At 64.0% G+C, this 12963-nt stretch carries 10 protein-coding genes; 5 read left to right on the top strand and 5 right to left on the bottom strand.

The window, feature by feature from the left end; all coding sequences use genetic code 11:
- Positions 1-33 precede the first annotated feature (33 nt).
- The 3 genes from AC3IPY_RS16635 to AC3IPY_RS16625 all read left to right on the top strand — a co-directional run bounded on the left by AC3IPY_RS16635 (position 34) and on the right by AC3IPY_RS16625 (position 2553).
- Positions 34-1605, top strand: coding sequence for a response regulator receiver domain (locus AC3IPY_RS16635; protein ID WP_489185373.1), 1572 nt, complete (start codon positions 34-36; stop codon positions 1603-1605).
- A gap of 187 nt (positions 1606-1792) precedes the next feature.
- Positions 1793-2083, top strand: coding sequence for a transposase (locus AC3IPY_RS16630; RefSeq protein WP_489185372.1), 291 nt, complete (start codon positions 1793-1795; stop codon positions 2081-2083).
- Positions 2080-2553, top strand: coding sequence for an IS3 family transposase (locus tag AC3IPY_RS16625; protein ID WP_489185371.1), 474 nt, complete (start codon positions 2080-2082; stop codon positions 2551-2553). The genes AC3IPY_RS16630 and AC3IPY_RS16625 overlap by 4 nt, the downstream gene beginning before the upstream one ends.
- A 113-nt stretch (positions 2554-2666) precedes the next feature.
- Here AC3IPY_RS16625 and AC3IPY_RS16620 read toward each other — a convergent pair whose 3' ends face one another.
- Genes AC3IPY_RS16620 through AC3IPY_RS16610 form a run of 3 tightly spaced genes read right to left on the bottom strand, consistent with a single transcriptional unit; the run spans position 2667 to position 8535 of the window.
- Positions 2667-5768, bottom strand: coding sequence for a type I restriction endonuclease subunit R (locus AC3IPY_RS16620; RefSeq protein WP_489185370.1), 3102 nt, complete (start codon positions 5766-5768; stop codon positions 2667-2669).
- Positions 5765-6973, bottom strand: coding sequence for a restriction endonuclease subunit S (locus AC3IPY_RS16615; RefSeq protein WP_489185369.1), 1209 nt, complete (start codon positions 6971-6973; stop codon positions 5765-5767). Before AC3IPY_RS16615 ends, AC3IPY_RS16620 begins: the two co-directional genes overlap by 4 nt.
- A complete protein-coding gene (locus AC3IPY_RS16610) occupies positions 6970-8535 on the bottom strand; it encodes a type I restriction-modification system subunit M (protein WP_489185368.1) in 1566 nt (521 codons plus the stop codon). Before AC3IPY_RS16610 ends, AC3IPY_RS16615 begins: the two co-directional genes overlap by 4 nt.
- Before the next feature lie 394 nt (positions 8536-8929).
- Between AC3IPY_RS16610 and AC3IPY_RS16605 the strand changes: the two genes are divergently transcribed.
- The gene (locus AC3IPY_RS16605; protein ID WP_489185367.1) at positions 8930-10375 is read left to right on the top strand and encodes a DUF2868 domain-containing protein; all 1446 of its coding nucleotides are present in this window, start codon (positions 8930-8932) and stop codon (positions 10373-10375) included.
- Positions 10372-11856 (top strand): DUF3482 domain-containing protein, encoded by a 1485-nt coding sequence (locus AC3IPY_RS16600; RefSeq protein WP_489185366.1) that lies wholly within the window; start codon positions 10372-10374, stop codon positions 11854-11856. Before AC3IPY_RS16605 ends, AC3IPY_RS16600 begins: the two co-directional genes overlap by 4 nt.
- Here the strand turns inward: AC3IPY_RS16600 and AC3IPY_RS16595 are convergent.
- Positions 11823-12275 carry a HepT-like ribonuclease domain-containing protein gene (locus tag AC3IPY_RS16595; RefSeq protein ID WP_489185365.1) on the bottom strand — a complete coding sequence of 151 codons (453 nt, stop codon included), beginning with the start codon at positions 12273-12275 and terminating at the stop codon, positions 11823-11825. The genes AC3IPY_RS16600 and AC3IPY_RS16595 overlap by 34 nt on opposite strands.
- On the bottom strand, positions 12272-12739 hold the full coding sequence (locus AC3IPY_RS16590) for a nucleotidyltransferase domain-containing protein (protein ID WP_489185364.1): 468 nt from the start codon (positions 12737-12739) through the stop codon (positions 12272-12274). Before AC3IPY_RS16590 ends, AC3IPY_RS16595 begins: the two co-directional genes overlap by 4 nt.
- Positions 12740-12963: the final 224 nt, after the last annotated feature.

Genomic DNA, 12963 nt, shown 5'->3' with positions numbered 1-12963 from the left:
CGCCAGGTAACGGAGTTTCTGCAAACGATTCTGATGATCGATGACGAGGCCTTTCGTAGAGAGCCGAAACCTACGTTGGCTTCCGATGAAGCCTGGGATGAAGACGAAGGTTCATCGGTAGGTACGCCACTTAGGTTGATCGCACCGAACGCTTCTACTGAAGGCGATGAGCTTGATGTCCAAGCAGTGTCGCGCAGTTTTGCGGACGCGGCCCTCTCGTGCGCAATCTTGTCCCCGCAATCGGCAGAAGAGAACGAAGATTTCAGACCAGCTTTTGTTCGTACAGCCAAGCGGGCCGACGCACTTATTCTCGATTGGAACCTCAACGGCGACAACGGTGCAACAGCAGAGAAGCTAATTCGAGCAGTTCTGCGCGACGACACCAATTCCCCTCGTCAGCGCCTCCGGTTGGTCACCGTCTACACCGGTGAACCTGACCTAAGGCAGATCACTGAACGTATTGCTAAGGCTACGGAGGAGAGCCTCTCCCAGGTCGAGTTGAAGTGGGACGACAATCGCCACGTCGCGTTCAGCCGCGGCCCAGTTCGAGTTGCTGTCTTCGCGAAAGAGCACATACAGAGCATTTCGCCTGATCTCGCTGATCGTCGGCGAGCGATTTCTGCTCTACCGACGGTCGTCGTCGAGGAGTTTGGCCGCCACAGCTTGGGTCTAGTGACGACTGCCTCGCTTGCTGCGCTCGCTGGCATCCGAAACGATGCCCACCGGCTGCTTGCGGCGCTGGGGCCGGAGATCGACGGTGCCGTTCTTGGCCAACGCGTCTCCTTGCCCTATCCAGAGGACGTTGAACGGCAGGTCGAAGGTTTGATTTCGTCGGAGCTCTCGGCGATTGTGCAGGACCACGAAGTTGGTTCTCATGTGGGTATGCCGCGGGTTCGCGAGTGGCTGAAACACAACAGCAGGATTGGTGAACGCGGCGTATCTAGCATCGAGTCGATGAGCGCCGAGCTTCGTCTGCAACTTCTTACGAATGGTTTCAGCCAGGAGATGACTCAGAAGCTTGGGGGCGTAGGTATCACAAAGAAGAAGCTTGCAGCGGAAGCAACTCATCTGTTTGTAGAGACTCTCGAGGAGAAACAGCTCTCTGACCAGATCTTCTCCATGCGAATGTCACTTCGCAGCAGGTACGCCAAGCCTTCGCCTGTATTGCAGCTTGGAACGATCGTTGAGCAAGAGGGTGTGTACGCAGTGTGTGTTCAGCCGCTTTGCGACAGCGTCCGGATTGACGGCTCCCGAATGTTTCCGCTGTTGCCTCTTGAGATCGTTCGCGAAGGCGACCGAGCTCCAAGTCACTTGACCGTCCGCGACGCCCAGGCTTCGGGAGGCTATGTGCGGTTGCGAGTGCTGCCGAAGCCATCGCAAATTCTGATGCGTGACTTCGAAAGTTGTCCTTCGGGAACTGTGCAAGTTCGTTGGTACCGGAAGATCGGGCGCTTTCCTGAAGTCAGAGTGAAAGGCCGGGGCAAATCTTGGCGTTGGGTTGGCGACTTGAAAGCTGATCACGCGCAGCGCGTGGTCGAGCGTCTATCCTCCGAGTTCTCGCGGGTCGGACTTGAGGAAGCAGAGACGCTAAGGCAAGGCTGGTAGTTGTCCAGCTGATATGTGAGTGATTCCTGTCAAGTGGCAGGGGAGCGCCCGGAGTGATTAAGCTCCGGGCGCTCGTTCGTTTGGTCAACGACGGTTGTGCCGGTGGTGACGAGCGTGAATCGGCCTGGGTTTTGTTCCGTTCTTGAAGTAAGGATGGAACACGATGAACAAGAAGTACTCTCCCTAGATGCGTGAGCGGGCGTTGCGGATGCTCGCGGAGGCTCGGCCGGATCACCCGAATCTGATGGCTGCCGTGCGGCATGTCGCTGGGCTGCTGGGCATGAGCCCGGAAACGCTGCGGGTCTGGCAGCGCCGTGCCGAGGTCGACGCTGGCGAACGGCCTGGTGTCCGCACCGATGTCGAGGAAGAGAACACGCGGTTGCGGCGCGAGAACGCTGAGCTCAAGCGTGCGAATGAGATCCTGAAGTCCGCCAGCGTGTTCTTCGCGAAGGAACTCGACCGTCCCACGACGAGATGATCCGCTATATCGACGAGCACAAGGATCGCTTCGGGGTCGAGGCCATCTGTCGGGCGTTGCGCCCGGCAGTTCGTGGGTTCATCACCTCCCGCGGGTATCGTGCGGCGAAAGCACGTATCCCGTCGGCCAGGCAGCTGCGCGAGGAACTGCTGGTTCCCGAGATCGCCCGCCTGCATGCCGAGAACTACAGCGTGTACGGGCGGCGGAAGATGCCTGCCCTGATGCGCCGGCAGGGCTGGGATATCGGCCGCGACCAGACCGAACGGCTCATGCATCTGGCAGGCGTGCGCGGGGTGAAACGCTCGAAGAAGGTCTTCACCACGAAATCCGACCCCTCGGCTGAGAAGCCGAAGGACCTCGTCCAGCGCCGCTTCACCGCGACCGCGCCGCGCCGGTTGTGGGTTGCTGACATCACGTACGTGGCGATCTGGTCCGGGTTCGCGTACGTCGCGTTCGTCAAGACAGGATAGGCCAGCCCCCGAAAAGGACTGGTAACCCACGCTTGCGCGAATCGAGGCCCCAGCCTCAAGAAGAAGGCCGCAGGCTCATATCGTCTAGCGCTTCGCTCTGCCCGCACACATTCCTACGAGTCGATACCGGACCCCAGTCCGAAGAAGCGCTCGAAGAACTCGTTGAGCTTCTGGATGACTCGCTGCTTCCGCTCGCCGTGACCACCGTCGGGTGCGAAACGGGACGCCGGCGGGAGGGTCTTCGCAATCGCGGTTCCGGTCGTCTGAAGGATGCCCTCACGAAACGCGGTCTCGATGTACGCGCGGGTCTCGTCGGCCTTCAGTTGCTCGTCCGCGATGATCGCTGCCAGCCCGGCCTCGCGCTTGGCGGCGATGAACTCCTCCCACTCCTCATCGATAGAACCATCAACGGAAAGCGACTCGACGAAGTCCTCGATGAGGTCCTTCTTGTTGCGAAGCGTCGGGCTCGCGTCGATGGCACGTGAGATCTCGGCGCGGATTTCCTTGTCCTGGCCGTCGCCGTACTGCTCGCGGTACTGCGCGACGAGCATGAGAATGTAGTCGACGTTGATCTCGACCTGCTTGATCAGCTCGATCTCGAAGACCACATCGTCGTTGATGATCTCCTTGTCAGCGCCCTTTTCCTTCCGGAACTCTGCGTAGAGATCGAGGTAGACGCTGCGGTAGTCCTGACCCTGCCGTTCGGTGAGCAACTGCGACCCGGCGAAGTCGTCGAACGAGGTGAGGATGTTCTCCAGCCGCAGGATCTGTCCGAAGAGCTGGATGAACTCCTTCTGGGCGCTCTCTCCGACGATCTGTTGGCTCAGAGGGAACAGGCTGAGCAGTTCGCCGACCTTGTCTGCGTATTCGCCGTAGTACTCGGCGTACGGCTTGAGCAGCACGACGCCTCGGGCGTCCTTATTGCCGAACAGCTCGAGCGCAGCGTTCGTCTCGTCTTCCAGATTGCGGAAGGCGACGATGTTGCCGTACGTCTTCACCGAGTTCAGGATGCGGTTGGTGCGCGAGTACGCCTGGATAAGTCCGTGGGCGCGCAAGTTCTTGTCGACGAACAGGGTGTTCAACGTGGTCGCGTCGAAGCCGGTGAGGAACATGTTGACCACGATGACGAGGTCGAGTTCACGGTTCTTCAACCGCTGCGAGAGGTCCTTGTAGTAGTTCTGGAACTTGTCGGCACTGGTGTCGTAGCTCGTGCCGAAGAGGCCGTTGTAGTCCTGGATCGCATCCTCGAGGAAACTACGATCATCCATCGAGAGAGCATCGGCATCGAAGGCCTCGTCGTCGAGGAGGCCATCATCGCTGGCGTCATTCGCGCCATACGAGAAGATGACGCCGATCTTCAACCGGCGATCGGAGGCGATTACTTCCTGTTGGACCTGGAAGTGGTTGTAGTAGCGCCGAGCGGCGTCGATTGACGCGGTGGCGAAGATCGCGTTGAACCCGCGCACCCGCTTGCGTTCCCGCACAGCTTCGGCCTGGCGGCGGGCCCGCGACGACTCGGCCACGTTGACGACCACGGAGTGCTCGTAGCTGGATGATCGCTTCGTCTTCTGGTCGAAGTGCTCCAGCGTGTACTTCACGATCTCGCGAATGCGCTCGGGCGCGAGCAGCGCTTTCTCGGTATCAATCGCGGTAACTTGCTTGTCGACCACAGTCCCGACCTTGACGGTGTTGACGTAGTCGATGCGGAACGGCAGCACGTTCTTGTCGGTGATCGCATCCACGATCGTGTAGGTGTGCAGCTTCTCACCAAACGCCTGCTCGGTGGTCTTCAGTTGCGGGTTGCCGCCGGTGCCGGCGTTGGCCGCGAAGATGGGGGTGCCGGTGAACCCGAAGAGGTTGTAGCGCTTGAATGCCTTTGTAATGTCGGTGTGCATGTCGCCGAACTGGGACCGGTGGCACTCGTCGAAGATGATCACCACATGCCCGTCGTAGACGGCGTGAACCTTGTTCGCCTTAATGAACGTTGAAAGCTTCTGGATCGTCGTGATGATGATCCGTGCGCCCGGATCTTCGAGTTGCTTCTTCAACACCGCCGTTGACGTGTTGGAGTTCGCGGCGCCTTTCTGGAACCGGTCATACTCCCGCATCGTCTGGTAGTCGAGGTCCTTCCGGTCCACCACGAACACCACCTTGTCGACGCTCGGCATCTTCGACGCCAGCTGCGCTGTCTTGAAGGAGGTGAGGGTCTTGCCCGACCCAGTGGTGTGCCACACGTATCCGCCCGCAGCAAGGGTGCCATGTTGCTTGTAGTTCGTGGAGATCTCGATGCGCTGCAGGATGCGCTCGGTCGCGACGATCTGGTACGGCCTCATGACGAGCAGCATCCGGTCGGCGGTCAGCACGCAGTACCGGGTGAGGATGTTCAGGAGTGTGTGCTTGGCAAAGAACGTCTTCGCGAACGACGGCAGGTCCTGGATCGGCTTGTTCTGGGCATCCGCCCACCATGAGGTGAACTCGAACGAGTTCGATGTCTTGCGGCCCTTGCCTGGTTTCTGCCCCTCATTGAGGTGCTGGCGGCGGGTCGTGTTGGAGTAGTACTTCGTGAGCGTGCCGTTACTGATGACAAACAGCTGCACGTACTCGAACAAGCCAGACCCGGCCCAAAAGCTATCGCGCTGGTACCGGTCGATCTGATTGAAGGCCTCGCGGATTTCGACACCACGACGCTTGAGCTCGACATGCACCATGGGCAGGCCGTTGACGAGGATCGTTACGTCGTAGCGGTTCGCGTAGTTTCCGCCGCCTTCGCCGCCGGCGATCTCGTACTGGTTGACGACCTGCAGCCGATTGTTGTGGATGTTCTGCTTGTCGAGCAGCGTGATGTTCTTCGTCGATCCGTCATCGCGTTTCAAGAGCTGGACGTAATCTTCCTGGATGCGGATCGTCTTCTCGACGATCCCGTCGTTCTTGCCCGCAATCTTGTTCCCGAAGAAGTCCTTCCACTCGCTATCGCTGAACTCGATCTGGTTCAGCGCCGCGAGCTGGGTGCGGAGGTTCGCGACCAACTGAGACTCGGATGCCACGGGCAGGAACTCGTACGCCTGTGACTGAAGGAGACCGATCAGCTGCTGTTCGAGCGCGGCCTCCGACTGATACGCCGTCTCAGACTTCGGATCGGGGATGTATTCCGCGACGACGGTGCTCTCCGCCGAGATAGCGATCGGATCGTAGATGCGCGCGGATGCCTCGCTCACGCGGTCGCCTCCTGGAACGTCAGCAGCTTGTCGCGGTAGTACTCGTACTGCTTTCGACGCGCGGCCAGCTCTGCCGGTAGCCCAATCGAATTGTCGTTGAGGAGCGCATCAAACCAGTCGAGGTGCGCAACCACGCGCTCCTGCACGTCCCGCGGCGGCAACGGGATCTCAACCGAACGCACGATCTCGGCATTAAGATTCTGCACCGTACCTGAGCCCGCGCGCCGTTTGAACTCCTCCTGGACCGGGGCAGATCGAAGTAGGTAGTACAGGTAGTCGGCGACGTACGAGTCCTCGAAATTGCTGATTGCTAACCAACCGTCGTGGATGTAGCCCTCGATCCTTGAGATGTACGGACGGCCGAAGCTCATCGAATTTGAGAGTACGAAATCTCCGGGCAGGACGCGCCGCGACTTGGCCGCGCCTTCGGTTGTTACACGCTGAGCCGTACCAGTGATGTACTTTCCGTTCGGCGGGACGTCGCCGATCTTGATCCACGGCACACCATCGGACGCTGATGTGAAGAATCGCTGAATCGGTCGCGGTGAGGCACCCCGCACGATGGTCGCGATGGTACCGAACTTAACGCGCGGAACATCACCACTAACAGTCAGCAACTCACCGGCGTAGTACTCATACTGGCGACGCCGAGCTTCCAGCTCCGCCTTCAGCTCCGCTTCCAACTGACCGAACTGGTCTAGAATTCGAACAATTTCCCGCTGTACCGATAGGGGCGGCACCGGGATCTCCAAACGCAAATAGTCCTCTCTCTGTAGTCGCTTGTGACTGTTCGTGCTGCCCGTGACAGTTCCAGCGAGCCACGTCATCTTGCTCAGGATGAAGTAGTAGAGGAAGCCAATCTCGAGAGAGGTTGTGTCGGGCGCTAGTGGATAGAACTCAGGTGAGCAGTACGCCCGATTCGGGATGGACTCCAACCTCCAGACTCGAGGAATGTGCGGGTTGAGCTTCGCAACGAGCACGACTGGGCCCGTGAGCCTCGTCTTTGCCGACCCCACTTCTGTACCGGAAACGACCTCCGGACCTGTGTTGCTATCGAAAGACGGCAAGCTGAACACGGCGACAGGCGCGTCGCCCATCGCCGAGGGCTGAACATTCCGACCGGAAATCTGCGCTACATCGCCAAGGCGTCGGTTGGCCACGCCGCGGGGAGCCAGCTCGGCGATCAGCGCGTCGAGACGGCTCACCGCGAGCCCTCAAGGTCGGCGACGATTGCATCGACCGAGGCGCGCAACTCAGCCTGCCGGGCGACGATTTGTGCGATCTCGGCGTTGAGGTCGGCGATGTCGATACCCTCGCTGGAGTCCTTCTGGTCGACGTAAGAGGTCACGGCGAGGTTGTAGCCGTTCGCGGCAAGCTCCTCGTTCGGCACTAGCCTGGCGACGTGGTCGACGTCCGTGCGGGCGGTGAAGGTATCGAGGATGTGTTGCTGGTGCTCCGGCAACAGCAGGTTCTTGTTGCCAATGCGCTTGAACTCGGCGGACGCGTTCACAAAAAGCACGAGATTGTCGGCTTTGGACTTCTTGAGCACGATAATGCATGTAGCGATCGAGGTGCCGAAGAAGAGGTCAGGCGGCAGCTGGATGACGGCGTCGACGTAGTTGTTGTCGATGAGGTACTTGCGGATCTTCTGCTCCGCCCCACCGCGATAAAGCACGCCGGGGAACTCAACGATCGAAGCCGTGCCGTTCACGGCCAACCAGCTCAGCATGTGCATTGTGAAGGCGAGGTCGGCCTTTGACTTCGGCGCGAGCACTCCTGCGGGTGCGAAGCGCTCGTCGTTGATGAGCAGCGGGTTGGCGTCGCCCTCCCACTTGATCGAGTACGGAGGGTTGGAGACGATCGCCTCGAACGGCCCGTCATCCCAGTGCTGCGGGTCGGTGAGGGTGTCGCCGTGGGCGAGGCTGAAGTTCTCATAGTTGACCTCGTGCAGGAACATGTTGATCCTGGCGAGGTTGTATGTGGTGAGGTTGATCTCCTGACCGTAGAACCCGCCGACGTTGTCCTTGCCGAGCACCTTCGCGAACTTCAGCAGCAGCGAGCCCGAACCGACAGCCGGGTCGTAAACCTTGTTGACACGCGTCTTTCCGACCACGGTGATCTTCGCGAGTACCTCGGACACTTCCTGCGGTGTGTAGTACTCACCACCCGATTTGCCGGCCTGCGAGGCGTACATCTGCATGAGGTACTCGTATGCGTCGCCAAACAGGTCGATCGAGTTTTCTACGAAGTTGCCGAGCGGTAGGTCTCCGATGGCATCCAGCAGCTTCACGAGCTTCTCGTTGCGTTTGGCGACGGTGTTGCCAAGCTTGGAGCTGTTGACTTCGAGGTCGTCGAACAGGCCCTTCAGGTCGTCCTCGCTGTCAGCGCCGAGAGCGGAGCCCTCGATGTCCTTGAAAACCCGTTCGAGTGTCTCGTTGAGGTTCGAGTCGGTCGGCGCGCTGAGCCGGACGTTCTGGAACAGGTCGGATGGGAGGATGTAAAAGCCCTTCTCCGCCACGGTCTCGGTGCGTCCGAACTCGGCTTGCTCGTCGGGCAGGCGTGCGTAGTCGAAGTCGACTTCGCCTGCCGCGTGCTCGCCTTTGTTGATGTACGCGGTGAGGTTCTCGGAGATGAAACGGTAGAACAGCATGCCGAGCACGTAGCTCTTGAAGTCCCAGCCGTCGACGCTCCCGCGCAGGTCGTTGGCGATGCGCCAGATCGTCTTGTGGAGCTCCGCGCGCTGGGCTTCTTTGGTCGTCGGTGTCATCGCTCGTCTCTTCCGCGCCGCAACGGCGCGATCGTCATCATGATCGTGTCTCACGGTAGCGGTGCGGTGCGACAAGTGTTGCAGTTGAGTTTTTTGGGGCCTGGACCCAAAGGTCGCACTGGTGCTGATGCCGGCGCAGTAGTTCGCTGATGATCAGACGTCTTCTCGCTGCAGTTGCGTGAGGGAATCCGGCGATGTGCCCCGTTATGGGGGTCGGAGTCGGTACGGTGCGGGCCCGGACGCTACCCAGCCGTGCCTTACCCGCCCTTTGCGGCGCGTGCCCGTGACCTACAGCAGGACGAAGCCCTCCCCAATCTGACCGCCCTCGCGTTCACGGATCTTCGGGCACGCAATAACGCAGATAGTGCCCGACCCCCGGCATAGACTCCGCAGCATGGACGAGTCGGCCGCCCTCGAGACGACCGCGGCGCGCGCCGTCGAGACGGCCGATCGCGATCGGGTGCTGTGGTCCGATGCCGACCGCGAGTGGGCGAGCCGCGCGGCGGCCGCGATCGTGGGGGAGCGGGCGAGCGCCGAGGAATTTCTCGGACGGCGCGCGCAGCTCGTGCTCGAACGGGTCGGCACGCGTCAGCCCGCCGTGACGCGCACGGTGCGGGGCATCCGGTGGCGTCCGTGGGTGGGCGTCGTGACGGTGATCGCCGCGTTCGTGCTGGGCGTGCTCATCGACCGCATCGGCGGCGGATCGAGCATCAACCTGCTTGCCCCGCCCGTGTTCGCGCTCGTCGCGTGGAACCTCGTCGTGTACGTCTGGCTGCTCGTGCGGCCGCTGGTGCTCCGGCGCGGTGCGGCCGGGCCGGTGCGGTCCGTGTTGATTCGGGTGGCGTCGGTGCGGGCATCCGGCGACAACACCCGAGCGGATGCCGCGACCGCCGCCAGGCGCACCGTGCTCGCTGCCCTGCCCCGCGACTGGGCGCGCGTCGCCGCACCGCTCTACGGAGCGCGCGCCGCGCGTGTGCTTCACCTCGCGGCGGCGGCCACCGCGCTCGGCCTGATCGCCGGCCTCTACCTGCGCGGGCTCGCGTTCGAGTACCGCGCGTCGTGGGAGAGCACGTTCCTTGGCGCCGATCAGGTGCACGCGCTGCTCGCCGTGACGCTCGCGCCGGGATCGTGGCTCACCGGCATCCCGGTGCCCGACGTGGCGGCGATCGAGGCGATCCGGGCGCCCGCGAGCGAGAACGCCGCGATCTGGATGCACCTCATGGCCGGCACGGTCGCGGTCGTCGTCATCATTCCGCGGCTCATGCTGGCCGTCGTCGCGGGGCTGGTCGAGCGGCGCCGCGCCAAGAACGTCGCGCTGCCGCTCGACGAGCCGTACTACCGCCGCCTTATCGCCGGGTGGGTGGGCGAGCCGGCGCGCGTGCGCGTCATCCCGTACAGTTACACCCTCGCGCCCGAGGCGCGCGCCGGGCTCGAGGCGATCGTCGCGCGGGCGTACGGCAACGCCGCCGCGACCATCGACGAGCCCGTCGCCTGGGGCGACGACGCCTGGTCGAGTCCGGATGCCGCGGGTACGACGCAGACCCTGCTGCCGCTGTTCAGCCTCACGGCGACGCCGGAAGACGATGCGCACGGCGCTTTCCTCGCGGCATCCGCCCCCTCGGTGGTGCTCGTCGACGAGTCGCCGTTCCTCGCGCGCTGGGGCGACGACGCGCAGCGCCGCGAGGAGCGCCGCACGGCGTGGAGCGAGCTGCTCGAGGCGCACGGAAGCGTTCCGGTGTTCGTCGACCTGGCCGACCCCGACCTGGCGGCGGCCGAGGCGCAGCTCAGCGCCGCGGCATCCGCTCGTGAAAACCAAGAGCCCGACGGGAGTCGACGATGAGCGACCGACCGGCGGAGGTGCCGGGGCTCGACGCCGGCGCCGTTTCGCTCTCGCTCATCTCGCACACCAACGCGGGCAAGACGACGCTCGCGCGCACGCTGCTCGGGCGCGACGTCGGCGAGGTGCGCGACGCCCCGCACGTCACCGCCGAGGCGACGCCGTTCCCGCTCGTGCAGACCTCCGACGGCGACCTGCTGACGCTGTGGGACACCCCGGGCTTCGGTGACAGCGTGCGCCTCGCGCGCCGGTTGCGGCAGGACCGCAACCCCATCGGCTGGTTCCTGACGCAGGTGTGGGACCGCTACCAGGACCGCGCGCTGTGGCTCAGCCAGCTCGCCGTGCGCAATGTCGCCGAGCAGGCCGACGTCGTGCTCTACCTCGTGAATGCCGCCGAGGCGCCCGCCGACGCCGGTTACCTCGCCCCCGAGCTCGAGGTGCTCGAGTGGATCGGCAAGCCCGTGCTCGTGCTGCTCAACCAGACCGGTACGCCGCGCGAGCGGGCCGTCGAAGAAGCGGATGCCGCGCGCTGGCGTGCCGCGCTCGGCCCCACCACGAACGTGCGCGACGTGCTCGCCTTCGATGCGTTCGCGCGTTGCTGGGTGCAGGAGTTCACGTTGTTCCGGGCGATCGAACCGCTGGTTCCGGATGCCTCGGGGCCGGCCTTCGCACGGCTGTCGGCCGCGTGGCGTGAGCTGCGCATGGGCGAGTTCTCCGCGGCGATTTCGGCGCTGGCCGGGCCGATCGCGCGGGCCGCCGCCGACCGGGTCGTGCTGCCGGCCGAACCGCTCACGAACCGGGTCACCGGCTCGTTCGGCCTGCCGAACGCGGCGCGCACCAAGGCGCGATCGGATACCACCGACGAGATGGCCGCCCGGCTGCAGGCCGATCTGCGGCGGGGCATGGAGCAGCTCATCGCGATCCACCGGCTCGAGGGGCGGGCCGCCGACGAGGTGCTCGAACGTGTGGCCGACGGCGTGCACCTCGACGCGCCGCTCGACGGCACCCGCACCGCGGCGCTTGGCGGCGTCGTCTCGGGGGCGCTCACGGGGCTCGGCGCCGACCTTCTGGCCGGCGGGCTCACGTTCGGCGCGGGCATGGTCGCCGGCGCGATCATCGGGGCGCTCGGCGGCGCGGGCGTCGCGCAGGGCGTCAACGTCGTGCGCGGCCGCACCGAGTCGAGCCTGCGCTGGGAGGAGGCGTTCCTCGACGGGCTCGTGACCTCGGCGCTGCTGCGCTACCTCGCGGTCGCGCACTACGGCCGCGGGCGCGGCGCTTGGCGCGAGGGCGAGTATCCGGAACACTGGCGGCCGATGGTGGTCGACGCGGTCGTGGCGGAGCAGGATCGGCTCGCGGTGATCTGGGCGCGGCGTGGCGACGACGAGGAGCGCGTGGAGCGCGAGCTCGAGGAATTGCTGCGCGAGCTGGCGCTCGGGCTGCTCGACGAGCTCTATCCGGGGGCGCTCGACGTCGGCCGTGCCTGAAGCGCGGCATCGATCGCGTCGAGCAGCGCGGGCGCGTGGGTCGAGACGGTCTCCCAGAGACGCGTGTTGTCGAGTCCGGCGTAATTGTGGGCGGCGATGTTGCGGGTCGCACGGAGCCCATCGCGCGCGAGTCGAGGCAGGGTGTCCGCGATCTCGTCGGGGAGCTGGCGGTTCACGAGATCGGCGAGGTGGATGACGGCGAGCATGCCGATGTCGTAGGCGTCGGAGTCGGCATTCGCGAAGGCCTCGCGCCCCTCGCGGGTTGCGCGCTCGAAGCGCGAGCGAAGTCGGGCGACCTCGTCGGACAGGCGCTCGCGCGAGCGACCCGAGAGGTCCGAGCGCTCTGAGCGCTCTGAGCGCTCGGGTTCGATCCGTTGGCGTGCGGTGAAACGGCCGCGCTTCGGGGCGCCGTCGGTCACAGCGGCACCGCCTCGCGTCGGAGTGCACGCACGACCGGATCCGCGTCGTCGTCGACAACGGCATCGACCGGGAACCCGATCAGGTCCGCCACCTCCTGGCGGAACGCCGCGAGGGTGAGGAAGTCGACGTCGGGCCCTGCCTCGACGAGCAGATCGACGTCGCTGTCGGCGGTATCGGTTCCGCGAGCGGCCGAACCGAAGACGCGGATGTCGCTGACGCCGTATTTCGGCGCGAGCTCGAGGATGCGCTCGGCGAAGAGCTCGAGTGGGATCGAGGGGCGCATGCGCGCGGCCCGGAGGATGCGCTCGCGGAGCTCGTCGCTCGGTACTCGGGCGCCGGACTCGATCATCGCGAGGTTCGGCTGCTTGATGCCGGCCAGGGTCGCGAGCGCCCGTTGCGAGAGCCGGGCGTCTTCGCGCGCGCGGCGCACGAGCGTTGCGGCATCCGGCTCGTGGGTGGTCATGGGGTCGAGTATATCGCGGTGATATCACCGGATGCGAGGGGCGGCTGCCGAGCGCCTGGCGCCTTCTTCGCGTCGCCTCTTGACTCGCCGAACGCCGCAGGCGAGGATTGACACGATTCATGGGAAATCGCTTTCCCGAACGGAGAACGCGACGAACCACGCGCGGCGCGCACGCCCGCCGCGAGCAACGCAATGCCAGGCACCAGTACTCGATCGAAGGAGAT

Source organism: Agromyces sp. GL_144, from assembly GCF_057834305.1.
This window is presented reverse-complemented; position numbering and strand designations above follow the sequence as displayed.